This window comes from Simplicispira suum, from assembly GCF_003008595.1.
GTDB lineage: Bacteria > Pseudomonadota > Gammaproteobacteria > Burkholderiales > Burkholderiaceae_C > Simplicispira > Simplicispira suum.
The window spans coordinates 3,600,286-3,622,748 of record NZ_CP027669.1 but is presented as its reverse complement, the minus strand read 5'-3'; the positions used below and the strand labels follow the sequence as shown (position 1 = coordinate 3,622,748).

The window sequence follows — 22,463 nt, the reverse complement described above, 5'->3', positions numbered from 1 at the left end:
CATGGCTGCTGAAGGCGTACTTGCCGGAGCAACCCCTTTCGGCTGGGCGCAGCTTGGCCTCGGCCTATTGTCGGGCGGCGCACGGCCGGCCGGGCCATCCAGCGCTGATGCGCTGTTTGGCCCTTCGATGATGAACAACGATTCGTCTGGATGGCTGATCAACTTTGGCGACGGGTCCAATCCAAGCCTTGACAACGGAAACCGGGGCGCACCCAGTCAAACGCCGGTCTACACCCAGGCACCGGGCGGCTACAGCGCGCCCATTGCGGCGCCGGGCAACAGCGCGGCGGTACCTGTGGGGGCCATCGCAAGCATGCCATGGCTCTACATCTTCGGCGGGGCAGCGCTGCTGCTGTTGCTGTGGAAAAAGGGCTGACAGTGACACCGCGCGCCATCGGGCCATTGCTGCCCATGCTCTCGCGCGCCCAGGTGCGCGGCGACACCACGGCGGGCGCGGCCACGGTAGGCGAACTCTGCCAGGGGGGCCAGGGCTTCGAAGTCAGCGACAGCGCAGGACGGCCAGTCATGGCCTACGTGCTCGCCATCCGGGACCACGCGGCGGCGCGGGTCTGCTGGGTGCAGGCCGCAGGCGGGGCCATGCCGGGCGTTGACCTCACGCGCGAGCTGATGCCCACCATTGAACGACAGGCTCAGGAGCAAGGCGCGTGGCAAGTGGCGATCACGACACGGCGGCGCGGACTCATTAAAAAACTGCGGGCGCAGGGATACCAAATATCAGGCGTCACGCTCAGGAAAGAAATCAATGGACTTGCTACGTGAAAAGCGGCGCGCGCTGGGTCAGCATTGCCCGCATTTTGGCGGCGACTCCAGCAGCAGCAGCAGTCAGACGACGAATAACACCTACACGGACAACCGCGCGGTTTCTTCGAGTGATAACCACTCGACGAATACAAGCATGTTCTCGAACAACACGGGCGGGAATATCTCCGTCGATCGGTCGTTCAACACCGGCAGTTTCAACACAACAAGCGTAAGCACCGTTGAGACAGACCATGGCGCAGTGCAGGGCGCATTGCAGAACAACGCCACCAATACCGCCACCCTTTTTGCACTGGCCGACAAGCTGTTTTCTGGCTCGCGCGACATAGTCACGCAAAACCAGAATCTGGCAAAAGACCTGAGCAGCAACGCAAATAAAGCCTATGAGGGCGCCACGGCGCAGGCAAATGGAAACAAAACCATGATGCTGATCGGTGTCGCTGTGGTCGGCATCGTCGCGGTAATGGCCTGGAAGTACAAATAATGCAAACCTACTCTCAAACCTTCGCCACGGCCAAAACGTGGGAATTGAACGTCAGTGGCAACTATTTCACGACGCTTGAATGCACGCTGCCCGTGAATGTCCGGTTTTTCAAGGGTGGAAAGCTGCTTGACCTCGGAGAAATCAAGGGCTTGCTGGCGGGCCTGGAAGTCACGCTTGGCGACATTGGCAAAGAGGCCGCATTTGATCGCGTGCAGATCGACGTCCAGGCAGGCGACACCGTCAAAATTGGAATTGGCAATGGGCAGGCGCGATATAACAGGGGGCAGGCGTCGGTAACGGTTACGCAAAACACGCAAACAAAAATCAACGTCACGACTTTAAATCCTCAAGTACCGAGCTACAGCACAATGCTTATTGCTGCGAATCAAAATAGAAATTATCTGATTATTCAGAATAATAGCAATTCAGGGACTATCTGGTTAAGATTTCAGTTTAATGTCACAAAAAAACTTGGAATAAGAATTCCACCGGGGGGAAATTTCGAGATGAACGGGCCAATATGCATTCAGGCAGTATATGCATTAGGGGATATTCCGGCAAATGATGACGTAGTTCTAGTTGAAGGATACTAAAAAATGCCACTATCCCAAGGCTCAGGCGGCTACATGCCAGGAATGATGCTCCGCGCGTGGGCGCTCATTGACGATGCAGGCGCGCTGATCAAAGGCTCGCCCAACGTCTCAGGCGCGTCAAAAACCGCAGTCGGAAAATACAGTTTCACCCTCTCGGACGGCAACGCCAGTGCAAACGCGGTGCTGCGCGGCGTGGCGAACAAATGCCAGTTCGGAACGCTGCTCGTTCAAATGCCGGGGCCACCAGTAACCAACACGGTCAGCTACTGGACGCAAACCAGCGATTCGGCAGCGCAATACGACACCGTCACGCATGTGGAGCTGTGGGAGTGACGCACCAGCAGCTTGCAATCGTCGCAGGCGCAACGCTCGGGGCCGCGTGGCTTCTCGTGCAGTGGGGCAACCAACAAGCGAACGACGAAGCAACCGACAGCGACACCGGGCAGACCTACACCACCGAAGAACCAACCATCATGGACGAAATCATGACAACCGCACGCAACGCACTGGGACTGTGGCACCCGCCAGAAAAATATGCGCAGGCCATCGCGGCGGCAGAGGCTGCAAACGGCCTGCCGCGCGACATGCTCGCGCGCCTGCTCTGGCAAGAATCCCGGTACCGCGAAGAAATCATTGCCGGCCGCGTGCGCTCGCCAGCGGGCGCGCTCGGCATCGCCCAGTTCATGCCGGCCACGGCGCGCGAGCTGGGCATCAATGCCCTGGACCCATTCCAAGCCATCCCGGCAGCCGCGCGCTACCTTGCGCGCCTGTACGGCATGTTTGGTAACTGGTCTGAGGCGCTCGCGGCCTACAACTGGGGCATGGGCAACGTCCAACGGCGCGGCCTGGACGCTGCGCCCACCGAAACCCGCAACTACTACCGCCAAATACTCGCGGACGTCAACGCGGCCAACGGCACCAGCTACACCTAAAGGCGCGCCATGGAAAAGCACGAAATCCTGATTCTCGCGGCCGTGGGCGTGGTGGCCTACGTCCTGACGCGCAAACCAGCGGCCAGCGCGCCGGCCGCAGGCCTGCCAGCCAACCCGGCAGGGGCGGGCACCAGCGGCGGCACCAGCGGCGGCGGCGGCGGTGGCAGCGGCGGCGACTTGGGGCCGATTGCCGTTCCGGTCCCGGAGCACGATCAGACTTCATGGGAAGAGGCCAACTGGCCCTACAGCTACCTCAAGCCACGCAACACCGATAACCCACTTGGAGACCCGATCACGGGATACCTCAAATGAACAATGACACGATTGTGATTCTCGCGGCCGCAGGCGTGGGCCTGTACCTGATCGCCAAGATGGTCAAGCCGGGGGCCGCAGTGCGCCCACCCAACGGCAGCGGCACCGCTGGCGCGCTGAACAACTACGGGAACGCGCCAGTAACCGAAATCAACAATACCGCCTTGCCAGGCCAGATCGGCTGGGGTTGGAGCTACTACAGCGACGGAACCGCCATCGGCCCTGATGGAAAGTACTACCTCAACGGGCAACTGATCTGGTCCCCAGGCGGCGGAAACATGGCGCTCGGGGGCTGATCATGGATGCCAAACTGTGGGCGCTGTTCGGGGGCATCTTTTACCTCTGGGCGCAAAAAAAGATCGAGCAAAAGGTAGAGGCCGACAAGTGGCGCGAAGAGGTACCGATCAACGGAACCGACTTCCAAGGCGCCATCTGGGACCGACTCGACGGGACCGATCTGCTCAATGCGCGGTGGGCAGATCAGAACCTCGACAACAGCGGCCCGGCTGACCCTGGACGCATCGGACAAGCGAATCTTGGCCTGCAACCGGCATGGAATGGCAACCTGTGAAAACCGTTCACATCGCCATCATCGCAACGGCGGCGGCGGTCGGGATCGTCTACCTTGCCACGCGGGCCGCGCGGGCTGCTGCGGACCTCGGGCCGCTCGGGCTGGGCGCGGCTGCCGGATCGGCCGTGGTTGACCTCGGAGCGGGCGCCGTGCTGGGCATCGGCGACGCTGTCGGACTCCCAAGAACAGAAATGACGGAATGCGAGCGCGCCATGGCCGAAGGGCGCACATGGGACGCATCGTTTGTTTGCCCGGCCGGAACCTTCCTAAAATACCTTACAAGCTGAACAAAAATGAACTACATCCTCAAACGCATGCGCGAACCATCCACTTGGAGCGGCATTGCTGCCATGGTCGGGGCAATGGGACTGGGCGTACCAGCAGGCACGCTTGAAGCCATCGGCCAGATCGGCATTGGTCTTGCGGGCCTCGCTGCTATCTTCATGCGCGAAAAAGCAGACCTGAACCCATGACGCCTGACTTTGCGTTGCAGATCGTGGTAGCCCTTGGGGGCGCGGCGGGCGTGTACGCGGCCATCCGCGCGGACCTCGCGCGCCTGACCGTGATCGCCACGCAAGCCCAGGCCTCAGCAGAAGCGGCGCACCGCCGCATTGACCTTTTCCGCAACCCCAACCGATAGGAGACCACCATGGCACGCAAGAAACGCAAGACGCCGGCACGCGCGAAAAACGGGCGCTTCAAGCGCCGCTAGGTCCGGCGCGTGTTCCTCTCGATGGCTGCTTGGCAAAGAGCTGTTTGCGCCTGAAACCAAAGGGAAAAAGCGCGGTCAGTGCCGATGGAGCGGCCAGCGAGAAGGCCGACAAAAACCGAAACGGCAAACACGCCGACACGCCACGGGACGGTCAGATCGCCGAAGCTTTGAATGATCAGCATGGCCATCAAGGCGCCTAAGGACATGCCGATGCAGCCCCATTTCCAAATGATGTTGGAAGCGCGTTCGTAGAGTTGCGATGCGAAGCGCTCGATAATCGAAGGGTCGTAGGTGGGGGCCGTCATGACTTTGCTAGGCTCGTTGAGAGTCCAGCAGCATAACGTTGATCGGTCGCATAAAAGGGGCATTCGCACAGCCGAATTGCCCCGTTTTTTCGAGTCTGGCAATCCGCGACTGTAGGTTTTTGACTTCATTCCCGAGTGATTCACTCAGGCATCTGTGCACCTGCGCGGTGTTGAAAAGCTCGGCATCGAGCGCTGACAGCCCGTAACTAGATTCCCAAAAAAGCGCCAGGGTCGCAGCCTTCGGAGCGATGCCGGCCGCGCGCCATGAATAAACAGTGCGCTCTGTGACGTCAAGATAGCGCGCAATCTCCCGTGGCGAAGGGTTGCCCAGGTCGGGCAACAACTGGCCCAGTGTGGGCAAATGACGGGGGGCTAGATACTTCATGGCTGCGGCGCGAACAGGGGCAAAAAGCCGCTATCAAACCGCATGGCAAGCGCAGCCAGGATGACGAACAACAAGCCCCAGGCAGTAGACACGATGTATATTATGTTAACTATAAAGAACCTGCAGCCAAGAGCACCTCAAGCTTTGAGTTGGCTTCATTGATCGCGGCCATTCACAGTACATCTTCTTGAAGGCCCCACTATCCTTCGATTCTCGAAAAATATGACACGTGCGCGTCGGATTGTTCGGGCCAGTTTGCAAGAAACATCCGCGTCCAACGCTCTTGGTCACAAGCAACTGGCAGCGCATCAACAAAAACTCCGGCAATCTGCGTGCCGTAGGCCACCGGGTGCGGCGACGGCGCCAAGCCAATGCGCGTAATCAGGCCCGGGTACTTGCCGCCCGCGTTGGGCATGCCGGCGGCGCCATTGTTGATGACTGCGGCGCAGCTACCTTTGACTAGCAAGCGCTTGAGCACCGGCTCGCAGGTGTGCGTGGAGGCGAAAACATCGACCTGCGCGTCTTCGAATGCGCGCTGCAGCCACTCGGCGTGGTCGGGCTTGTCGATGTCATCGACGCCGAAACGCCACCCCGCCAGCGACTCGGCATCGCCATGCACCACCGCCACGCGGCAGTGCCCCACGTCATAGCGTGCGAACAGCGGCAAGCTGTCCAGCCGCGCCGTCAGCTCTGCGTGGCGCTGCGCCGTGGCCTTGAGGCGTGCATGGATGCGGTTCGAGCGCTCCACCACGGCCGCGTCGACCTGATCCGGGTAAGCACAACCACAATCGGCAGCGTCGCCGTCGGCCGCCAGCTCGGCCTCCACGTTGCCGGCGATGGCCTCATGCTGAAGCACGCGCTGGTTGAGGGCGCGAAAGCCGGCGTCGTCGACATTGAACCAGTCGAAGTCGCCGTTGAAGCACAGCGTGACCGGGCCGGCCTCTCTGGCTGCCATTTGCTCGATGGCATCCAGCGCCGGCAGATTGCCGTAGAGCCCGCCGATGACGTACAGCGTGTCGGCAACACGCTGCGGCGCCGCCGCGATGGCCTGCGGACCATAGCGGTAACGCAAGGGGCAGCTTCGGCCAGCCAGACTGGCCGCCTGTTCGATCATGTGGAATGCCCCTGTTCGTGAGGCAGGGGAACCGGCAGCGCCACCTGCCAATGCGGGGTGAATCCGCTGCCAAGCGGACGGTACAGGTCGACCAGCTGCCGGTCGCCCACCTCGGACACCGACAGATCAAAGACCACCCTGCCCTGGCGCAATCCGATTACACGGTCGGCGAGCACCGGCAGCAAGGCAGGGTTGTGGACCACCGTCAACAGCGTCGCGCCAGCAGCGGCAGCCACCAGCAGCTGACAGACCTCGGCCGCAGCGGTCGGGTCGAGCGCGGCAGTGGGCTCGTCGGCCAGGATCAGGCGCGGGCCCTGCATCAGCATGCGGGCGACGCCGACTTTTTGGTTCTCGCCGCCGGAGAGCTGGTCGGTCCGGATGGCGGCGCGGGCCAGCATGCCCACCTGCTGCAACGCGGCCTCGGCCCGCTGTATCTCGGCGGCCGGGAAAAAACACGTCCAGCTGCGCCAGCCGCCGACCCGGCCGAGGGCGCCAATCAATACGTTGTGGAGCGCGGACAAGCGCCCCACCAGATGCAGGCCCTGCATGACCTGCCCGATCTCGCGCCGCAGCAGGCGCCATTGGCGGGTATCGAGCGATGCGCCGAGGGATCGGCCGAGCACCTGGACCTCGCCGTGGGTGGGCTGCACGAACCCGGTCAGCACCTTGAACAGAGTCGACTTGCCGGCCCCGTTGTGGCCAATGACCGCCACCCGCTCGCCCTGCAGCACCGTCAGCGCGGGAATGTCGAGCTGGGTCTGCCCACCGATCTGGCAGCAGACATTGTTGAGGACGATGCAGGGCGTGCTCATGACAGTGCTTTGCGGATGCGCCGACTCATGGCGTCAAACGAGCCCACCAGGACGATCACCACCAGCAGCACCGTGGCCAGGCGGCCCCACTGGAACAGCGACGTAGCCTCCGAAATCAGCAGGCCCAGGCCCCCGGCGCCGATGATGCCCAGGATGGTCGAATCGCGGATGTTGAACTCCCAGATGTAGAGATGGCTGGAGACGAACTGCGGCAGCACCGCAGGCCACACCGCATTGAAGAAGACCTGCGTGCGGCTGGCTCCGACGCTCTGCACCGCATGGATGGCAGGCATGTTCAGCGACTCCACCGCCTCGGCAAACAGCTTGCCGTAGGTGCCCATGGAATGCAGGCCGATGGCCAGAATGCCCGCCGTTGGGCCCAGGCCCACGATGCCCACCAGCACCAGGCCGAACACCAGGGTGTGGATGGAACGCATCACGTCCAGCACCGCCTTGGCCGCCAGCGCAAGCGGGCGTGGCGCGCCAAGGTTGCGCGCCGTCAACATGGCCAGCGGAAGCGCGAGCAGCGCGCCCAGGAGGGAACCCAGGGTGGCAATGCGGATGGTCGCCCAGGTGGCGCGGGCCAGGCCTGCCAGATAGTCGGCCTCCACCAGTTGGCGGTTTTCCACCCGCAGCACAGTACCGTCGTCACTGCGGTATTCGAGCTTGGTATCGCCGAACCAGACATCCAGAAAACTGGGGTGGGCGAATTCGGTGACCGTCTTGGCCAGATTGGCCAATGGGTTGCGGCCCAAGGACAGATCGCCTTCTGCGCCCAAGGACCACAAGCAAGCGACAACCAGCAGGCTGTAGAGCAGTGCCAGGCCCAGAAAGCGCAACCGCCCGCTCAGACCGCCCGTGCTTGCGAAAGAGGAAAACGGCGCCATTGCCATGGATCACTTCGCCCGCAGATTTCCGGTCGCCAAACCGGCGTCGCGGATGGGCTTGTAGAACGTGTTGTCACGCGTCACAAAGCCGGTGTAATGGGCGGGCAGCAGCTTGGGCTGCGATGCGAGCGCCGCACCGACGCCGGCCAGCGCGGTCTGCAGCCGGGCGACAAAGGCCTTGTCGGTCGCCAGGGCCTTGCTGACCACAAAGGCATCGTTGGGCAGCGGTGCCGACTGCCAGATGATTTTTGACTGCTCGGCCTTGATCAACCCCTGCTCGATCATGGCGTTGCGGTTGTAGTCGGCGCCGGCGTCCAGCACGCCTTGCGTGACCTGGGTCTCGATGGCCTGGTGCTTGGTGTACAGCACCTTGCTGAAATAGCGATCGGGGTGGATGCCCAGCGTCATGAAGCGGTGGCTCGGAATCAGGTACCCCGAGGTAGAACCCTTGTCGCCGAAGGCGAAGGTCTTGCCCTTGAGGTCGGCCAGGGTGTGGATGCCGGAATTCGGGTGCGTGACGATGATGGCGTAGTACTCGGGCTTGCCGCCGTAAAGAATGGTGGAAACCACCTCGGCACCGGCCTCATTGTTGGCCAGCACATAGCCCCAGGGCCCCATGAGGGCCATGTCGGTTTCGCCGTTGGCCAGCGATTTGGCCAGGCCCTCCCAACTGTCCACGGTGCGCAACTGCACCGGGCGCTGGAGCTGGCGTGCCAGGTAATCGGCCAAGGGTTGGTAGGTGGCGTCGTTCTTTTCCTTGTCAGGCTGGAACAGGCCCACTCCGAATTGCAGCGGGGTTTGCTGTGCCTGTGCCACACCCGCCAGCGTCAGGACGGCCAACAGGGCAAAGGTACGGCGATCGAGTTGCATGGGGAGCGCTCCTGGCGAATGACGCGAATGCGGGAAATGACTTTCCCCATTGGTCGTTCGCCGAGGCTCGGTTCTTACACGCCCGCGCTGCTGTTCACTGCACAGGCGGGCCCGAGAACTGGCACTGTTCCTCGGCAGCCACAAAATGCAGCTCCGCGAAGCCAGCGCGCGCCTGCTCGCCCGTGTTGTCGGTGTCGGACGCCACGGCCAGCAAGCTGGCCCTGAAAGGCAGCTTGCCAAAGGCTTGCGTGGCATCGGCGAGCACGTTGACGCGCTCGCTGACCCAGCGGCCCGCCTGCGCATTGCCCGAGCGCTGCACCACCATGGCGGCGCGGTCGGTATAGGCGTTGAAGGCACGCGTGCCGATCGGGTGCCGGTTGTCCCAGACGTAATTAACCGCCGCATCTGGCACCAGCTCCCCATACAGGCTGCGCCCAAGGGCCAGCTTGAAGCGCAAGCCCGCGCTCAGCGACTCCGGCGGCAAGGAGAACGTCACGTACACCCGAGCTGCATAGTCGTCGCCCGCCTTGCGGCTCAGATCGGCCTGCTTCAGCACGTCGTCCACGCGCCACAACCAGCACAGGACGGGCGTGGCCTGCAAGTCAACGGTGAGTGGCCGCGCCAGCAGCGCCATGCTGGCATCGGCGCGGGCTTCGATGGCGGCGCGCCCGTCCCACTGCAGCGTGCGGTAGCGCGTAGCGGGCACACGCTCGTCGAGTTGCACCACCTTCCAGGGCGCGGGCAGCGCGTCACTGCCTGCCGCAAAGTCGCCAACGCGCACCGGCGCCGGCACGGCACTGGTGGCCACGCCGAGCAGCAGCACGAACACGCCGCGCCGGCATCGGCGTTTGCAGGGGTCGCGCGTCATGGGTGCGTTTGGGTGGAAGTTGTCAGACCAGCTCGCAGTTCTACAGGCAGCCAGGCAAGGTCCTCTGGCTCATCGATGTCGTGCAGCGTGGGCAGGGTGCACAGACGCCAGTTCAACGCAGCCACGCGCTGCCGGGTTTCGGCGGCCACGGCATCGGTGCTCCAGGGCATGGCGTCGAACAGCGTTGGATCAAAGCGTTTCAGGCCCAGCAGCGCATAGCCGCCGTCGGCGGTGGGCACCAGGCAGGCATCGTGGCCTTGCAGGGCTGCCGCAGCGCGCTGGAGCAGACCGCTATCGAGTGCCGGGCAATCGGTGCCAATCAGCAGGATGGCCTCACCCGCTGCCGTCACCCGCTGGGCAGCACGGCCCATGCGCTCGCCCAGGTCGCCCTCGCCCTGCTCGGTCCACGCCAAGCCGGCGGGCAGAGCCAGGCCCCGCCAGTCAAAGGCCTGCAGCCCGGGGGTAACGCAGAGTTCCACCGTTCCCAGCCCGGCGGCCAGCGCCGAAGCCACCGTTCGCGCCAGCATGCGCTGCGCCAGCTCGGTGGCACCTTGCTTGCCCAAGGCCGGGATCAACCGGGTCTTGCAGAAACACGCAATCGGAGCCTTGGCAATGACGACGATGCGCACCGGCTTCATCGGTAGGCCTTGGCAAGCTGGCTCGCAGGCACACCGCGCCAGTAGGCCCAGCGCAGCCGCCACATCAGAAAAATGGTGCGCCACACACCCCGCTGCTCCCAGCGGCGCCCCGAGGTAACCACCCGGTCTGTGAGGCAAAGCGGGCGTGCAAGTCGGCGCAGGCGGCTGGACATTTCGATGTCTTCCATCAGCGGCTGGGGCGGGAAGCCACCCACGGCATCGAAAGCGGCGCGGGTCATGAACATGGCCTGGTCGCCGGTGGCGATGCCGGTAAGGCGCGAGCGCCAGTTCATCAGCCACGCCACCAGCTTGAGCATGGCCGGGCGGCCCTCGATGCGCACGTCAAAGCGCCCCCAGTCATGCGCTTGCGTCATGCGGCTCTGCAGGCACGCAAGCGTGCCGGGCGGCAAGCGCGTGTCGGCATGCAGAAACAGCAGCAGGTCGCCACTGGCGGCGGACGCGCCGGCATTCATCTGCAAGGCGCGGCCGCGCGGCGAACGTACAGGCGGAAAACCGAGGGAGTTGAGCAACTCGGGCGTGCCGTCTTCACTGCCGCCATCGACCAGAATCACTTCCACGCCCTGGCGCACATAGGGCATCAGATGGGCGCAGAGCGCGGGCGCGCCGGTCGCTTCGTTGAGCACGGGGACGATGACCGAGAGTTTCATGCGCGCGCAATCCGTGAAGCAGCCGGCCGGACGAATGCGCAAAGCACTTGGGCTGGCGGCTTGGGCCGATTGACCTGGCCTGCGGGTTTCGGTGTCGGTGTCGTTGCCATGTCTGCTTCAGCCGCGCCGCCACGCGTGGTAGCGCTGCACCCAGGCCAGCAGGCGCTGAGGTGCATGCGCGCGCTTCCATTCCCCGGCGGCATATTTGTTGGCTTCGGCCAACGTCGGGTAGGTGTGGATGGTGCCGAGGATCTTGTTCAGGCCCAGGCCATGCTTCATGGCCAGCACGAATTCCGCCAGCAGGTCAGCGGCATGCTCGCCGACGATGGTGACACCCAGAATGCGGTCCTTGCCCGGCACCGTCAGCACCTTGACGAAGCCGTGGGCAGCGCCATCTGCAATGGCGCGGTCCAGTTCGTCAATGCCGTACCGAGTGAGCTCGTAGGCGATGCCCTTCTCCTTGGCGTCTTGCTCGCTCAGGCCGACGCGCGCCACTTCGGGGTCGATAAAGGTGGCCGAAGGAATCACCGAGTAATCGACCTTGAAGCGTTTGAAATGGCCGAACAAGGCATTGACCGCCGCGTACCAAGCCTGGTGCGAGGCAGTGTGGGTGAACTGGTAGGGACCTGCCACGTCGCCGGCGGCGTAGATGTTGGGGTAGAGCGTTTCCAGGTAGTCGTTGGTCACCACCGTGCGCTCGGTCGGGATGCCCAGATCTTCCAGCCCATAGCCCTTCAGCCGCGCCGCGCGGCCCACCGCGCAGATGAGGGCGTCGAACTCGATACGCTGCTCGGCGCCGCCGTGCTCGACGACCAGGTATTTGTGCGTGACACCCCCGTGATCTTCGCTTTCGCAGCGCAGCGCCTTGTGCCCGGTGCGCACATCGACGCCATCGCGCGCGAGAGCCTGGCGCGCCAGTTCGGACACTTCCGCGTCCTCGCGTCCCATGATGCGCGGCGCCATTTCCACCTGCGTGACGGCAGAGCCCAGGCGCGCAAAGCTTTGAGCCAGCTCACAGCCAATCGGCCCGCCGCCCAGCACCACGAGCCGCGCGGGGGGCGCGTCGAGCTTTGCAAACGCGTCCCACAAGGTGTCGCTGGTGACGTAGCCGACCTCCTCGATGCCGGGCAGCGGCGGCACGAAGGGCTGCGCGCCGGCGGCGATGACGATGCTGCGGGTGGTGAGGCGCTGCGTGCTGCCGTCGGCGGCCGTGATCTCCACGGTCCAGGGATCGACCAACCGCCCATAGCCCTGCAGCACTTCGACGCCCAAAGATTCGTAGCGCTCCACACTGTCGTGCGGCGCGACTGCTGCAATCACCGCGTGGACCCGCGCCATGATCTGGCGGAAACTGAATTGGGGCGCCGTCGCCGACAGGCCGTAGTGGTCGGCATGGCGCATCTGAGACGCCAGCTTGGCGCTCTTGATCAGGGCTTTGCTCGGCACGCAGCCGTAGTTCAGGCAGTCGCCCCCCATCTTGTGCGCTTCCACCAGGGTGACCTTGGCTTTAACGGCGGCCCCGATGTAGGCCGTCACCAGCCCGGCCGCACCGGCGCCGATGACGATGAGGTTCCTGTCGTAGCTGCGCGGACGTGTCCACCGCGCATACACGCGGCGACGCTGCACCCACCTCAGGACTGCCTTGGCAAGCAGCGGGAACACGCCCAGCAGAGCGAAAGACAGCAAAACACCTGGCGAGACGATGCCGCCCAGGCTGTCAATCTGCGCCAGCTGGGTGCCGGCGTTTACATACACCAGCGTGCCGGCCAGCATGCCGATCTGGCTGACGCCGTAGAACGTCAGCGTGCGAATAGGCATCAGGCCCATCAAGAGGTTGACGAGGAAAAACGGGAACAACGGCACCAAGCGCAGCGTAAACAGGTAGAAGGCGCCATCGCGTGCGATGCCTTCGTTGACGGGCTTGAGCCGCTCGCCAAAGCCCGCCTGCACCCAGTCACGCAACAGATAACGCGCACTCCAGAAGGCCAAGGTAGCGCCCAAGGTGGCGGCGAACGAGGCAATCACAGAGCCCCAGAACAGACCGAAGATCGCACCAGCAGCCAGGGTCATGACGGCGGCTCCGGGCAAGGACAAGGCAGCCACCAGCACATACACCCCGCCAAACGCCAGCCCCAGCAGCGCGGGCGACGCGTCCTTCCAGGCGGCAAGCTGGTCCAGGCCCGATTTCAGGCCCGCAAGCGTCAGCCACTTGGCGCCGCCCAGGGCAAAGAAACCCGCGACCAGCACGAGCACCAGCGCCAGCAGGGCCAGGCTTTTGATGTTCTGCTTGTTCATGCGCCTTGGAGCGCGCCGCCGCAGCTGCTGCCCTGCCCTGCGGTGCAGCCGTAGCAGTGCTCGGCGGTGCGCACGGGCCGCCCGGCCGGATCTTGCACCAGCAAATCGCGCAGATGCGGCGCCGCCGCCATGCGCAACGCGCCACCCGTAGGCAGCGGCAAGCCAAGCTGCTGGTTGAAGTCGCAATCGTGGAGGTTGCCTTGCCAGTCCACGCTGATCAGGTTGCGGCACATCACCGTGGCGTGGTTGGGTTCGCTGAAGTTGTCGCGCAGCAATTTCAGGTAGCTGTTGAACTGGCCTTTGGAGATCAGCATGGAGCCAAAACGCTGGATCGGCATGTTGGTGATGACGAAGAGTTCGTCGAACTCAATGCCAAAGTGCGCCATCAGCTCGCGCTTGTAGTCCGCCTGGAGCTGGCGCTGCTCGGGCGGCAGCGTGGCGCCTTGGGGGTTGTAGACCAGGCTGAGCTTGAGACCCGTGCCCGGCTTGCTGTAGCCCAGCGCATTGAGCTGCTGCAAGGCGGCAATGCTCTTGTCGAACACGCCCTTGCCGCGCTGCTTATCCACGTTCTCCAGCGAGTAGCAGGGCAGCGACGCCACCACTTCGACCTTTTGCTCGGCCAGGAACTGCGCCAGACCTTCCTGGCCCGGCTCGAACAAGATGGTGAGGTTGCAGCGGTCCATGACGTGCACGCCCAGCGCCCGGGCCCGGCGAACCAGCTCACGAAAACCTTCATTGAGTTCCGGCGCCCCGCCGGTGAGATCGAGCACCTTGATGGAACGTGCCTTTAGCACGTCGATCACCAGATCAAGGTTGGCGTCGTCCATCATTTCAGTGCGGTTGGGCCCAGCATTGACGTGGCAGTGCACGCAGGTCTGGTTGCAGCGGTAGCCGAGGTTGACCTGCAGGGTGGTCAAGGTGCCTCGGCGCAAGGCTGGGAAAGTCGTTGCTTCGAGAAGCGGCAAGGTGGCGTGCATGGTGGTCCTCAATCGTTCTGATGAGCGCGGTTTTTGCGCATCTTGTTTGTTTAGTCGTCGCACATCCCGGCTTTCTTACACTCGGCCGTCTCAGACGGATTGTGTTTTTTCCCGGCTCTCTCGTCTTCGCTCACCCGGATAAGAATCGAACCAGGCCATCGTCAGCAGGCTGGCCAGTAGCTGTCTTGCCGAGTTGGTGTTGGCTGCCGAGCCGCGTATCTGTTCAGGCGTTGCAGGTTGATCATGCAGATTTCTCCATCTTCGCCCCGGCTGAGTTTGATCCTGATCGCGCAAAGCGCTGGATGAAGCGCCGGTCGACCCAGTCTTTCCAATGCCAAACCCATGCGCCGCTGGCGGACCAAGCTCCCCACGATGCAATCGCATGGCGGGGCCCGCACGCAAGCAAATAGAGCGAATTGGATCGGGGCCGATAGGCCTGCAGCGGAGCACTTTCGAGCACCGCCAGCAGGTTGCTTGCAAGCACCGGCCCGGCGCGCACCGCATGCACGCCAGAGCGCGACAGGCTCGTCTCGGGCCGGGCGCAGACGTCACCGGCGGCAAACACGTCCGGATGTGACACGCTGCGGTGGTACGGGTCCACCAGGAGGTAACCCTCCGGATCGAGCGCCAGTTTGGACAACTGGAGCCAGACCGGCGCACGGGCCCCGGTGGCAGCAATCACCAGATCGGCAGCCACCAACTCGCCATCTGCCAGCAGAGCGCCGTTCGGTGTCCCGACGGCCCGCTGAAAATGGACGCTCACGCCCGCACGCCGGGCGTAGGCAAGCACACGCTCCTTCACGCGCCGGTTGTGGCCCTTGAGGACACCGTTCTCGGAGGCTATCAAGTCCACCTGGGCTCGAACCCCAGCGCGTGTCAGCGCAAACTGTGCGGCCAGGGCGATCTCGACACCGGCGGCCCCGGCACCCACAACGACCAGATGGAACGCCCCTTGCGTTTGCGCCTCGGCCATTTTCTCGGGCCAGCGCGTGAAAAATTGATCCAGGGGCTTGACGGACAGCAGTTTGCTGCCCAGTGCTTCGAGTCCTGAGGTTTCGGTTTCACTTCCGACGTCGATGGACAGCCAGTCGTAGTGCACCGGCTGGCCATCCGCGAGAGCGACACAATGCCGCGTGGCATCCATGTCCACCACGTTCTCCAGAATGAGCCGCCCACCCGCCGCGCTCACCAGAGGCTGCAAGTCAATCTGACAGGCCGACAGCGCATAGTGGCCGGAGATCCAACCGGGCAGCATGCCCGAATAGTTTTGGCGTGGAGACGGCGTGATCAGCGTCACCTCCACATTGCCCGGCCGTTGCGCTGCCAGGGCCTCTAGGACCGAGAGGTGGGCATGCCCACCGCCCACCAGCACCAGTCTTTTCATGGATGGGAACCGATCTACTGATTGAAATGCCGCTTGAGGGCTTGAGGGCTTGAGGGCTTGCGGTACGCAAATTCATTTGACGACCGAGTGACGCATGGCCACAACTACTGAGCGCCACAGCTTAACGACGAGCGAACCTGAAGAAAAAACACTCTGCCACACAAGCGGCGCAATGCTCACAAAACAATAGCTACCAACGCAATATGTGCAAGCGCTAGAGGCAGAAAAGACTGAAAAACTGCGCGACACAAAGGGTTGGTCGTCGTCGTTCATCCTCGATCGCTGTAACGATCGGCCACGCATTGACGACAAACACTCACCAAGGTTTGTTCGTGTGCCTTCTGCCACGTGCAACTCCCTGGCGTCTTAAACCCAACTGGAGAACTCACCATCATGTCTACGCTCTCATCCCGCCTGTCTCTGAGCCTGGCCGCCGCTGTTGTTACTACTGCGGCCCTGGGCGGCTGTGCCATGGCCTGCCGTGCATGCGGCGCCAGATGTGGCTCGACCAAGACCATGTCCAAATGCAGCGCCTGCAAAGCCAAATGCGGCGCCTGCGCGGCCAAGAAATGAAACCTGGCCTGTGAACCTGCGCCCTGGAGCACATCCCTGCTCCAGAGTCTCTTTTGGTTTCAGCACCTATGCCCGTATCGCCCATATTGCGCCGACACTGGCGCTCCATCAACGCGACCGAACTTAACACCACGCTGCAACACGGCCAATCTTGCGTGGAGGCATTCGCTGACGCGACGCAGGCGTCTGGCTCATTGCTGCAAAGCTGGGTGCAAGGTGCGGAGGTGGTGGAATACAAACACTACCCGCCCTCCGACATCATCGACCTGCGCAGCGGGACCCAGTTCTACTACCACGCCCACCGCACGCATGGTGATGAGCACGGACACCTGCACGTGTTCTGGCACGCCACCGCCTCAGGGCGCCGAAGCCGGCCCAGACAGGGTCGCAAGGTCTGGGCGCGCAGCGCACCCACGCACATGTTGGCGATTGCCCTCGACGCCCGGGGACTACCCGTCAAGCTGTTCACCACCAACCGATGGGTCACCGATGGACACTGGTTCGACGCCACGCAGACACTGGTATGCCTGGATCGGTGCCGCCCTGGACCAGTGTCCGGACACGAACACGCTTGTGCCTGGCTGAGCCATTTTTTAGCCCTGTACCGGCCCTTGATTGCCGACTTGCTGGAGCGACGAGACGCCCGCTTGAAGGGCCATGGCAGGCTGGAAGATGCACTCAACAACAAGCGCCTCGAAGTGCTGAGTCAGTCACGCATTGATTGGGCGGCCGATCTGGACGCCCTGCAAGTCGAGGCGACCGGTGCGGGCTGTGAGTAACATTTCAGACCAAACTTGCCATCCACGAAGCTGGTCACCGCACAGAAGCTCGGCGGAACGATGCGGTTGCCCCATATCGGGCATTGCCGTGCACCCATAGCCCAAAGCGAAACAGTTGCAAGCTATAGAGAGTTGCAGCTTCTCAACCCTGCGCTATCGCGCTGAACAATAGGAATTCAATGCCTTCATACGACTACCAACTCTTCGTCATCGGCGGCGGCTCTGGTGGAGTGCGCGCTGCACGCATTGCCGCCGGGCTGGGCGCGCGCGTGGGCATTGCCGAGAATTTTCGATACGGTGGCACCTGCGTCATTCGTGGTTGTGTCCCGAAAAAGCTGCTGGTGTACGCCGCCCACTACGCCGAGGATTTTGCGGATGCCCAGGGATTTGGCTGGAGCGTGCCACCGGCGCAATTTTCCTGGCCGAAACTGATAGCAGCCAAAGACAAGGAGATCGCACGCCTGAGCGGCCTGTACGAAAACAACCTGAAAGGCTCCAAGGTCGAGGTCATGCACGGCGCCGCCCGCGTACTCGATGCCCACACCGTGCTGGTCAACGCCCAACCCGTGACCGCCGAGCACATTCTGGTGGCCACGGGCGGCACGCCGTTTGTGCCGCTCATCCCAGGCATCGAACACGCCATCACCTCCAACGAGGTGTTCGATTTGCCGCAGCTACCCAAGCGGGTGCTGGTGGTCGGCGGTGGCTACATCGCGGTGGAGTTTGCCGGCATCCTGAATGGCCTGGGCGCGCAGGTCACGCTGTGCTACCGCGCTGGCCAGGTGCTGCGCGGCTTTGACGACGACGTGCGCGCGCACTTGCAAGGCGAGATGGTCAAAAAAGGCATCACCGTGCTGCTGCACCATGACGTGGCGCGGATCGACCGCCTGGACGACACCAGTTTGTCGGCAAGCCTCACCGGGACGTCCACCGCGCCGCTGGTGGTGGATGCGGTGCTCTACGCCACCGGCCGCGTACCCAATACCCAGGGCCTGGGTCTGGTAGAGGCCGGCGTTGCGCTGGGCCAGGCCGGCGGCATCAAGGTCGATGCCTTTGGCAAAACCAGCATCGACAGCATCCACGCGGTGGGCGACGTCACCAACCGCATCGCGCTGACACCCGTAGCCATTCGCGAGGGCGCGGCATTGGCGCAGACGCTGTTTGGGCCCACACCCGTCAGCGCCGACCTGACCACCGTGCCCTCGGCGGTGTTCAGCCAACCCCCTATCGGCACGGTGGGGCTGACCGAGGCGCAGGCGCTTGCGCAGTACGGCGAAATCGATATTTACAGCAGCAAGTTCCGCAACATGCGCCACACCCTGTCAGGGCGCGACGAGCGCACGCTGATCAAGCTGATTGTGGACACGGCCAGCCAGCGTGTGCTGGGTGCGCATATGGTGGGCGCCGATGCACCCGAGATCATCCAGGCGCTGGCGATTGCCCTGCGGATGGGCGCCACCAAAGCCGACTTTGATGCCACGGTGGCGCTGCACCCCTCCGCAGCGGAAGAATTCGTGACCCTGCGGGACAAGTTCACCCGAAAAAGGTCTGACTGAAAACCTTAGGCCAGTGCAAGCGGGGAGGAATCAAGAGTGAAGTCCAACACCTGCCAGGGTCAGGAGCCCGTCGCAGTCTGCCAGCGGACGAGGTGCTGCGCCAGCCTTTCAAAAGTCAAGTCGGTCACCACCGCAAGCAAGCCCACAAGCACCGCACCCTGCAGCACATAGGCGGTATTGAAGCCGCTCAGGCCTACGATGATGGGCAGGCCCAGCGTTTTGGCTCCCACGGTCGAAGCAATGGCGGCGGTGCCGATATTGATGATGACCGAAGTGCGCACGCCCGCCAGGATCACCGGGGCTGCCAATGGCAGCTCGATGCGCCTCAGACTTTGCCAAGGGCTCATGCCCAAGCCTTGGGCCGCCTCGCGCGCTGCCTGCGGCACCGATGCGAGGCCGGCCAGCGTGCCTTGCAACACCGGCAGCACACCATACAGGGCGAGTGCGATCAGGGCCGGCGCTTCACCAAAGCCCACCAGGGGTACGGCCACAGCCAGCACCGCCACGGGCGGAAAAGTCTGTCCAGCAGCCACCACGGTTTCAATCAGGGGGCGAAACTCACTGCCACTCGCGCGGGTGGCGAAAACTCCTGCGGCAACGCCCAAGATCACAGCAAAGCCGCTCGACAGGCCAACAATTTTGAGGTGCGCCAGCGTCAGCGCGAGAAGGCTGTCCTGGGCATACAGCGGGCGCTCGAGCGCCGGAAACAGCGCCGCAAAAAATGGTTTCAGCCACGCCATGCCAAACACCAGCAACAGCAGGGCCGCGAGGGCCCACGGCAAGGGCTCGCGCGCCCAGGCCAGGCGCTTGGCGCTTTCGGGCGCGAACACGGGCGTGGAACCGTTCATGGCCGCCGATCCAGCAGGTCATCAAAATCGATGACACCCAGCGCCTGGCCGTTTTCGTCCACCACAGGCAGTTGCGCGACACGACGCTCCACAAATACCGACAGCACCTCGCGCAGGCTCATGCTGGCCAGCACCGGTTCACCCGCAGCGCGCTCATTCAACCGCAGACGCGAGGCCACGCTTTGCAGGCCCAGCAGCTTGATACCGACATCGCTACGACCAAAAAAATCGATCACGAACGCATTGACCGGGTTGGAGAGCATCTCAAGCGGCGTGCCACTTTGCACGATGCGACCATGGTCGAGCAACACGATGCGCGTGGCCAGGCCGAGCGCTTCGTCAATGTCATGCGTGACCAGCACGATGGTCTTGTCAAAATCCTTGTGTATGCGCGCAAGCTCGGTCTGCAGAGCAGCGCGCGTGACCGGATCGAGCGCGCCGAAGGGCTCGTCCATCAACAGCACCTCGGGGTTGCCCGCCAATGCCCGCGCCACCCCCACGCGCTGTTGCTGCCCGCCCGAGAGCTGGTGCGGATAGCGCTTGCGATAGAGCTCTGGCGGGAGCTGCAGCAACGTCAAAAGCCCGGTCACGCGCGCCTCGATGCGCGCTGCGGGCCAGTGGAGCAAGGTCGGCACCGTGGCAATATTTTTCTCGACGCTCCAGTGTGGAAACAGCCCGACCGACTGAATCGCATAGCCCATGCGGCGTCGAATATCTTCGGGACGAAAACTGCGAATCTCGTCACCGGCAAACACAATGCGCCCGCTGTCGTGCTCCAGCAGTCGGTTCATCATTTTGAGCAGGGTCGATTTGCCCGAGCCCGAACTGCCAAGAATCACGGTGAATTCGCCGCGTGCAATGTGCAGGCTCAGGTCGTCAATCACCGTCACGCCGTTGAAGGCTTTGGAGACATGCTGCAGTTCAATCATCAGGCATCAATCAAGTGATTCGCGCGTCAAGGCCATGGCGAGTGCCTTGAGCACGGCATCCACCGCAACCGCCATCGCCACCACCGGCAGCACGCCGAGCAGCACCACATCCAGTGCGCCGCTACCCAAGCCCTGAAACACAAGCGCGCCAAAGCCACCCGCACCGATCAGGGCCGCCACCACGGCCATGCCGATGGTCTGAACCGTGGCCACGCGCAAGCCCGAAAGCAAAACCGGCAGGGCCAGCGGCAACTCGACGCGCCAGAAAATCTGCCACGGCGTCAGCCCCATGCCCTGCGCTGCCTCGATGACCGCCGGCTGTACCTGGCTCAGCCCGGCAGCGCTGCTGCGCGCAATGGGCAGCAAGGCGTAGAGCGTCAAGGCAATCACCGCCGGCGTCATGCCAATGCCCTTGACGCCGAGTTGCGCCAGCACCGGCACGCTGGCCGCCAGCAGCGCAAGCGGTGCCATCAGCAAGCCAAACAGCGCGATCGACGGCACAGTTTGAATCACATTGAGCACGGCAAACAGCGGCCCGCGCAGCGCGCGCATCCGGCTGGATGCGATGCCCAGAGGCACGCCCATCAGCAAAGCGGGCAGCAGGCTGAACAGCACGATTTGCACGTGCTGCCACAGTGCTGCACTGAAGACATCCCGGCGATTGGCGTATTCCTTGAGCAACGACAAATCATGAAACGCGCCACCCGCAAGCAGCAGCGCAAGCGGCGCGAGGACGACGCCAACGCCGAGCATGCGCCAGAGCGGCGGCAGGGCCAGCCGACCCAGGGCGTCGGCGGCCGCCAGCCAACTGAGGGCAGCCAGAATCCAGAACGCGCCGCCCAGGGATGTGCGGGCAATGGCGCTCGCCTCCCCTGCCAGTTGCGTCGCCTGCTGCGCCGCCAGCGCCGCCAGGCTGCTGAGCAACAGCGTTGCCGCCAGCCACACAGCGACGTGCACGCCGCGCGTGGGCCGCATGAATATGGAAGCAACCAGCAGCAGCGCGGACAGCAGGGCCAGCCAGAAGGGGCCGCCCGCAGCGCCGCCAACGATCTGCGCCAGCATGATGCCGGTGCCGGACACCAGCCGATTGGGAGCGTGTGTCACAAACGGCAAGCCCAGCGCAGCGCCAAGCCCTGCTACCGCCAGAACGGCCAATACGCGGTTTTTGACCAGCCCCATCACGCGCCGGGCGCTACAGCCAAGCAGCGCTGCGACACCTCATTTGATGAAGCGCTTGGACCTGAGGTAGTCGGAGGCGACTTTTTTTGCATCCTGCCCTTCCACCGCAATTTTTGCGTTGAGCGTTTGCAGCGTGGTGCCATCCAGCGTCTTGAACACGGGCGCAAGCAGTGCTTCTATCTGCGGATAGCGGGTCAGCGTTTCGGCCCGGATCAACGGGGCCGGTGCGTAGATCGGTTGAATGCCTTTGGGGTCGCTCAGCACCACCAGACCCAAGGCGGCAAGGGCGCCGTCGGTGCCGTAGGCCATGGCGGCGTTGACACCCGAGGTTTTCTGGGCGGCGGCCTTGATGGTCACGGTGGTGTCGCCGCCAGCCAGGGTAAGCAACTGGTCTTGCTTGAGCTTGAAGCCATAGGCGGCCTGGAACGCGGGCAAGGCATCGGTGCGTTCGATAAATTCGGCGGAGGCGGCCAGCTTGAAATGGCCGCCTTTGGCCAGCCACGGCCCCAGGTCGGCGAGCGAGTGCACCTTGTGCTTGCTGGCGACATCCTTGCGCAGCGCAATCGCCCAGGTGTTGTTGGCCGGGGCAGGCTCCAGCCAGACGATCTGGTTCTTTTCGGCATCGAGTTTTTTCACCAGCTCGTAGCCCGCAGTGGCGTTTTTCCAGGCCGGATTCTTTTCATCGGAGAAGAAAAACGCGCCGTTGCCGGTGTACTCCGGGTACAGGTCAATTTCACCCGTGGTGATGGCGCCGCGCACGATATTGGTGGCGCCAAGCTGCAGCTTGTTTTCCGTCTTGATGCCGTTGGCCTCAAGCACCTGAATCATCATGTTGCCGAGCAACGCGCCCTCGGTGTCAATCTTGGACGCCACGCGCACGGGGGCCTGGGCAAAAGCTGTGGTCGACGCAAAAAGAAACAGCGCAACGCAGCGAATCAGCCAGCGGCGCGAAAACAGGGCCTTCATACACAAGCCTTTCGGGTGGGGTTGCCAGGACATTCAATTTCAGTTT

Annotated in this window: 31 protein-coding genes; 14 read left to right on the top strand and 17 right to left on the bottom strand. The window is 63.3% G+C overall.

What is annotated here, in order from left to right; all coding sequences use genetic code 11:
- Nucleotide 1: 1 nt before the first annotated feature.
- The 12 genes from C6571_RS16800 to C6571_RS19760 are packed head-to-tail and all read left to right on the top strand — an operon-like array spanning nucleotide 2 to nucleotide 4,312.
- Nucleotides 2-376, top strand: coding sequence for a hypothetical protein (locus tag C6571_RS16800; protein WP_106447705.1), 375 nt, complete (start codon nucleotides 2-4; stop codon nucleotides 374-376).
- The gene (locus C6571_RS16795) at nucleotides 319-780 is read left to right on the top strand and encodes a hypothetical protein (RefSeq protein ID WP_170094789.1); all 462 of its coding nucleotides are present in this window, start codon (nucleotides 319-321) and stop codon (nucleotides 778-780) included. Before C6571_RS16800 ends, C6571_RS16795 begins: the two co-directional genes overlap by 58 nt.
- A complete protein-coding gene (locus tag C6571_RS16790) occupies nucleotides 764-1,264 on the top strand; it encodes a hypothetical protein (RefSeq protein ID WP_146139362.1) in 501 nt (166 codons plus the stop codon). Before C6571_RS16795 ends, C6571_RS16790 begins: the two co-directional genes overlap by 17 nt.
- Entirely contained in the window at nucleotides 1,264-1,857 is a 594-nt protein-coding gene (locus tag C6571_RS16785; RefSeq protein WP_106447702.1) for a hypothetical protein, read from the top strand. Before C6571_RS16790 ends, C6571_RS16785 begins: the two co-directional genes overlap by 1 nt.
- A gap of 3 nt (nucleotides 1,858-1,860) precedes the next feature.
- Nucleotides 1,861-2,190 (top strand): hypothetical protein, encoded by a 330-nt coding sequence (locus C6571_RS16780; RefSeq protein WP_146139361.1) that lies wholly within the window; start codon nucleotides 1,861-1,863, stop codon nucleotides 2,188-2,190.
- Complete coding sequence (locus C6571_RS16775; protein WP_211300665.1) at nucleotides 2,187-2,789, top strand: transglycosylase SLT domain-containing protein; 603 nt, start codon at nucleotides 2,187-2,189, stop codon at nucleotides 2,787-2,789. The genes C6571_RS16780 and C6571_RS16775 overlap by 4 nt, the downstream gene beginning before the upstream one ends.
- Nucleotides 2,790-2,798: 9 nt before the next feature.
- Complete coding sequence (locus C6571_RS16770; protein WP_106447700.1) at nucleotides 2,799-3,101, top strand: hypothetical protein; 303 nt, start codon at nucleotides 2,799-2,801, stop codon at nucleotides 3,099-3,101.
- Nucleotides 3,098-3,397 carry a hypothetical protein gene (locus tag C6571_RS16765; protein ID WP_106447699.1) on the top strand — a complete coding sequence of 100 codons (300 nt, stop codon included), beginning with the start codon at nucleotides 3,098-3,100 and terminating at the stop codon, nucleotides 3,395-3,397. Before C6571_RS16770 ends, C6571_RS16765 begins: the two co-directional genes overlap by 4 nt.
- 2 nt (nucleotides 3,398-3,399) lie before the next feature.
- Nucleotides 3,400-3,672: a hypothetical protein gene (locus C6571_RS16760; protein WP_106447698.1), complete on the top strand. Its 273-nt coding sequence runs from the start codon at nucleotides 3,400-3,402 to the stop codon at nucleotides 3,670-3,672.
- On the top strand, nucleotides 3,669-3,959 hold the full coding sequence (locus tag C6571_RS16755; protein ID WP_106447697.1) for a hypothetical protein: 291 nt from the start codon (nucleotides 3,669-3,671) through the stop codon (nucleotides 3,957-3,959). The genes C6571_RS16760 and C6571_RS16755 overlap by 4 nt, the downstream gene beginning before the upstream one ends.
- Before the next feature lie 6 nt (nucleotides 3,960-3,965).
- The gene (locus C6571_RS16750; protein ID WP_106447696.1) at nucleotides 3,966-4,145 is read left to right on the top strand and encodes a hypothetical protein; all 180 of its coding nucleotides are present in this window, start codon (nucleotides 3,966-3,968) and stop codon (nucleotides 4,143-4,145) included.
- Nucleotides 4,142-4,312, top strand: a complete 171-nt coding sequence (locus C6571_RS19760; RefSeq protein ID WP_170094787.1) for a hypothetical protein — start codon at nucleotides 4,142-4,144, stop codon at nucleotides 4,310-4,312. Before C6571_RS16750 ends, C6571_RS19760 begins: the two co-directional genes overlap by 4 nt.
- A 68-nt stretch (nucleotides 4,313-4,380) precedes the next feature.
- Here the strand turns inward: C6571_RS19760 and C6571_RS16745 are convergent, their stop codons facing one another.
- The 13 genes from C6571_RS16745 to C6571_RS20275 all read right to left on the bottom strand — a co-directional run bounded on the left by C6571_RS16745 (nucleotide 4,381) and on the right by C6571_RS20275 (nucleotide 15,860).
- Nucleotides 4,381-4,689, bottom strand: coding sequence for a hypothetical protein (locus C6571_RS16745; protein WP_106447695.1), 309 nt, complete (start codon nucleotides 4,687-4,689; stop codon nucleotides 4,381-4,383).
- A 7-nt stretch (nucleotides 4,690-4,696) separates the two neighbouring features.
- Nucleotides 4,697-5,074, bottom strand: coding sequence for a MerR family transcriptional regulator (locus C6571_RS16740; protein WP_106447694.1), 378 nt, complete (start codon nucleotides 5,072-5,074; stop codon nucleotides 4,697-4,699).
- Nucleotides 5,075-5,273: 199 nt separating this feature from the next.
- The gene (locus C6571_RS16735) at nucleotides 5,274-6,188 is read right to left on the bottom strand and encodes a hypothetical protein (protein WP_106447693.1); all 915 of its coding nucleotides are present in this window, start codon (nucleotides 6,186-6,188) and stop codon (nucleotides 5,274-5,276) included.
- Nucleotides 6,185-7,000: a phosphonate ABC transporter ATP-binding protein gene (locus tag C6571_RS16730; protein WP_106447692.1), complete on the bottom strand. Its 816-nt coding sequence runs from the start codon at nucleotides 6,998-7,000 to the stop codon at nucleotides 6,185-6,187. Before C6571_RS16730 ends, C6571_RS16735 begins: the two co-directional genes overlap by 4 nt.
- A complete protein-coding gene (gene phnE / locus C6571_RS16725; protein ID WP_106447691.1) occupies nucleotides 6,997-7,893 on the bottom strand; it encodes a phosphonate ABC transporter, permease protein PhnE in 897 nt (298 codons plus the stop codon). Before phnE ends, C6571_RS16730 begins: the two co-directional genes overlap by 4 nt.
- Nucleotides 7,894-7,896: 3 nt before the next feature.
- Nucleotides 7,897-8,757 (bottom strand): phosphate/phosphite/phosphonate ABC transporter substrate-binding protein, encoded by an 861-nt coding sequence (locus C6571_RS16720; protein ID WP_106447690.1) that lies wholly within the window; start codon nucleotides 8,755-8,757, stop codon nucleotides 7,897-7,899.
- 94 nt (nucleotides 8,758-8,851) lie between these two features.
- A complete protein-coding gene (locus tag C6571_RS16715) occupies nucleotides 8,852-9,625 on the bottom strand; it encodes a DUF3047 domain-containing protein (protein WP_106447689.1) in 774 nt (257 codons plus the stop codon).
- Complete coding sequence (locus C6571_RS16710; protein WP_106447688.1) at nucleotides 9,622-10,263, bottom strand: TIGR04282 family arsenosugar biosynthesis glycosyltransferase; 642 nt, start codon at nucleotides 10,261-10,263, stop codon at nucleotides 9,622-9,624. Before C6571_RS16710 ends, C6571_RS16715 begins: the two co-directional genes overlap by 4 nt.
- Nucleotides 10,260-10,931 (bottom strand): TIGR04283 family arsenosugar biosynthesis glycosyltransferase, encoded by a 672-nt coding sequence (locus tag C6571_RS16705; RefSeq protein WP_106447687.1) that lies wholly within the window; start codon nucleotides 10,929-10,931, stop codon nucleotides 10,260-10,262. The genes C6571_RS16710 and C6571_RS16705 overlap by 4 nt, the downstream gene beginning before the upstream one ends.
- Nucleotides 10,932-11,048: 117 nt before the next feature.
- Nucleotides 11,049-13,226 carry an FAD-dependent oxidoreductase gene (locus C6571_RS16700; RefSeq protein ID WP_211300664.1) on the bottom strand — a complete coding sequence of 726 codons (2,178 nt, stop codon included), beginning with the start codon at nucleotides 13,224-13,226 and terminating at the stop codon, nucleotides 11,049-11,051.
- Nucleotides 13,223-14,203, bottom strand: coding sequence for an arsenosugar biosynthesis radical SAM (seleno)protein ArsS (gene arsS / locus C6571_RS16695; RefSeq protein WP_106447686.1), 981 nt, complete (start codon nucleotides 14,201-14,203; stop codon nucleotides 13,223-13,225). Before arsS ends, C6571_RS16700 begins: the two co-directional genes overlap by 4 nt.
- Nucleotides 14,204-14,444: 241 nt before the next feature.
- A complete protein-coding gene (locus C6571_RS16690) occupies nucleotides 14,445-15,587 on the bottom strand; it encodes an FAD-dependent oxidoreductase (RefSeq protein ID WP_106447685.1) in 1,143 nt (380 codons plus the stop codon).
- Nucleotides 15,588-15,659: 72 nt separating this feature from the next.
- Nucleotides 15,660-15,860: a DUF1010 domain-containing protein gene (locus C6571_RS20275; protein WP_170094785.1), complete on the bottom strand. Its 201-nt coding sequence runs from the start codon at nucleotides 15,858-15,860 to the stop codon at nucleotides 15,660-15,662.
- A 368-nt stretch (nucleotides 15,861-16,228) separates the two neighbouring features.
- On the opposite strand from C6571_RS20275, the gene C6571_RS16680 reads away from it, so the two are divergent.
- Together C6571_RS16680 and gor are read left to right on the top strand one after the other, a co-directional pair.
- Nucleotides 16,229-16,939, top strand: coding sequence for a DUF6969 family protein (locus C6571_RS16680; RefSeq protein WP_106447683.1), 711 nt, complete (start codon nucleotides 16,229-16,231; stop codon nucleotides 16,937-16,939).
- A gap of 179 nt (nucleotides 16,940-17,118) precedes the next feature.
- Entirely contained in the window at nucleotides 17,119-18,495 is a 1,377-nt protein-coding gene (gene gor, locus C6571_RS16675; RefSeq protein WP_106447682.1) for a glutathione-disulfide reductase, read from the top strand.
- Between the two features lie 59 nt (nucleotides 18,496-18,554).
- On the opposite strand, the gene C6571_RS16670 is transcribed toward gor, so the two are convergent.
- From C6571_RS16670 to osmF, 4 genes are read right to left on the bottom strand one after another with little or no spacing between them, the layout of a single operon-like run.
- Nucleotides 18,555-19,343 carry an ABC transporter permease gene (locus C6571_RS16670; protein WP_106447681.1) on the bottom strand — a complete coding sequence of 263 codons (789 nt, stop codon included), beginning with the start codon at nucleotides 19,341-19,343 and terminating at the stop codon, nucleotides 18,555-18,557.
- Nucleotides 19,340-20,272 carry an ABC transporter ATP-binding protein gene (locus C6571_RS16665; protein WP_106447680.1) on the bottom strand — a complete coding sequence of 311 codons (933 nt, stop codon included), beginning with the start codon at nucleotides 20,270-20,272 and terminating at the stop codon, nucleotides 19,340-19,342. Before C6571_RS16665 ends, C6571_RS16670 begins: the two co-directional genes overlap by 4 nt.
- Nucleotides 20,273-20,278: 6 nt before the next feature.
- Nucleotides 20,279-21,451, bottom strand: coding sequence for an ABC transporter permease (locus C6571_RS16660; protein ID WP_245901321.1), 1,173 nt, complete (start codon nucleotides 21,449-21,451; stop codon nucleotides 20,279-20,281).
- Nucleotides 21,452-21,490: 39 nt separating this feature from the next.
- The gene (gene osmF, locus C6571_RS16655; protein ID WP_146139359.1) at nucleotides 21,491-22,417 is read right to left on the bottom strand and encodes a glycine betaine ABC transporter substrate-binding protein OsmF; all 927 of its coding nucleotides are present in this window, start codon (nucleotides 22,415-22,417) and stop codon (nucleotides 21,491-21,493) included.
- Between the last annotated feature and the right edge of the window lie 46 nt (nucleotides 22,418-22,463).

Bases quoted from the DNA above. Each gene is read 5' to 3' on its own strand.
- C6571_RS16800 (WP_106447705.1), top strand. From the start codon at position 2: ATGGCTGCTGAAGGCGTACTTGCCGGAGCAACCCCTTTCGGCTGGGCG.
- C6571_RS16795 (WP_170094789.1), top strand. From the start codon at position 319: ATGGCTCTACATCTTCGGCGGGGCAGCGCTGCTGCTGTTGCTGTGGAA.
- C6571_RS16790 (WP_146139362.1), top strand. From the start codon at position 764: ATGGACTTGCTACGTGAAAAGCGGCGCGCGCTGGGTCAGCATTGCCCG.
- C6571_RS16785 (WP_106447702.1), top strand. From the start codon at position 1,264: ATGCAAACCTACTCTCAAACCTTCGCCACGGCCAAAACGTGGGAATTG.
- C6571_RS16780 (WP_146139361.1), top strand. From the start codon at position 1,861: ATGCCACTATCCCAAGGCTCAGGCGGCTACATGCCAGGAATGATGCTC.
- C6571_RS16770 (WP_106447700.1), top strand. From the start codon at position 2,799: ATGGAAAAGCACGAAATCCTGATTCTCGCGGCCGTGGGCGTGGTGGCC.
- C6571_RS16765 (WP_106447699.1), top strand. From the start codon at position 3,098: ATGAACAATGACACGATTGTGATTCTCGCGGCCGCAGGCGTGGGCCTG.
- C6571_RS16760 (WP_106447698.1), top strand. From the start codon at position 3,400: ATGGATGCCAAACTGTGGGCGCTGTTCGGGGGCATCTTTTACCTCTGG.
- C6571_RS16750 (WP_106447696.1), top strand. From the start codon at position 3,966: ATGAACTACATCCTCAAACGCATGCGCGAACCATCCACTTGGAGCGGC.
- C6571_RS19760 (WP_170094787.1), top strand. From the start codon at position 4,142: ATGACGCCTGACTTTGCGTTGCAGATCGTGGTAGCCCTTGGGGGCGCG.
- C6571_RS16745 (WP_106447695.1), bottom strand. From the start codon at position 4,689: ATGACGGCCCCCACCTACGACCCTTCGATTATCGAGCGCTTCGCATCG.
- C6571_RS16740 (WP_106447694.1), bottom strand. From the start codon at position 5,074: ATGAAGTATCTAGCCCCCCGTCATTTGCCCACACTGGGCCAGTTGTTG.
- C6571_RS16735 (WP_106447693.1), bottom strand. From the start codon at position 6,188: ATGATCGAACAGGCGGCCAGTCTGGCTGGCCGAAGCTGCCCCTTGCGT.
- C6571_RS16730 (WP_106447692.1), bottom strand. From the start codon at position 7,000: ATGAGCACGCCCTGCATCGTCCTCAACAATGTCTGCTGCCAGATCGGT.
- phnE (WP_106447691.1), bottom strand. From the start codon at position 7,893: ATGGCAATGGCGCCGTTTTCCTCTTTCGCAAGCACGGGCGGTCTGAGC.
- C6571_RS16720 (WP_106447690.1), bottom strand. From the start codon at position 8,757: ATGCAACTCGATCGCCGTACCTTTGCCCTGTTGGCCGTCCTGACGCTG.
- C6571_RS16715 (WP_106447689.1), bottom strand. From the start codon at position 9,625: ATGACGCGCGACCCCTGCAAACGCCGATGCCGGCGCGGCGTGTTCGTG.
- C6571_RS16710 (WP_106447688.1), bottom strand. From the start codon at position 10,263: ATGAAGCCGGTGCGCATCGTCGTCATTGCCAAGGCTCCGATTGCGTGT.
- C6571_RS16705 (WP_106447687.1), bottom strand. From the start codon at position 10,931: ATGAAACTCTCGGTCATCGTCCCCGTGCTCAACGAAGCGACCGGCGCG.
- C6571_RS16700 (WP_211300664.1), bottom strand. From the start codon at position 13,226: ATGAACAAGCAGAACATCAAAAGCCTGGCCCTGCTGGCGCTGGTGCTC.
- arsS (WP_106447686.1), bottom strand. From the start codon at position 14,203: ATGCACGCCACCTTGCCGCTTCTCGAAGCAACGACTTTCCCAGCCTTG.
- C6571_RS16690 (WP_106447685.1), bottom strand. From the start codon at position 15,587: ATGAAAAGACTGGTGCTGGTGGGCGGTGGGCATGCCCACCTCTCGGTC.
- C6571_RS20275 (WP_170094785.1), bottom strand. From the start codon at position 15,860: ATGAACGACGACGACCAACCCTTTGTGTCGCGCAGTTTTTCAGTCTTT.
- C6571_RS16680 (WP_106447683.1), top strand. From the start codon at position 16,229: ATGCCCGTATCGCCCATATTGCGCCGACACTGGCGCTCCATCAACGCG.
- gor (WP_106447682.1), top strand. From the start codon at position 17,119: ATGCCTTCATACGACTACCAACTCTTCGTCATCGGCGGCGGCTCTGGT.
- C6571_RS16670 (WP_106447681.1), bottom strand. From the start codon at position 19,343: ATGAACGGTTCCACGCCCGTGTTCGCGCCCGAAAGCGCCAAGCGCCTG.
- C6571_RS16665 (WP_106447680.1), bottom strand. From the start codon at position 20,272: ATGATTGAACTGCAGCATGTCTCCAAAGCCTTCAACGGCGTGACGGTG.
- C6571_RS16660 (WP_245901321.1), bottom strand. From the start codon at position 21,451: ATGGGGCTGGTCAAAAACCGCGTATTGGCCGTTCTGGCGGTAGCAGGG.
- osmF (WP_146139359.1), bottom strand. From the start codon at position 22,417: ATGAAGGCCCTGTTTTCGCGCCGCTGGCTGATTCGCTGCGTTGCGCTG.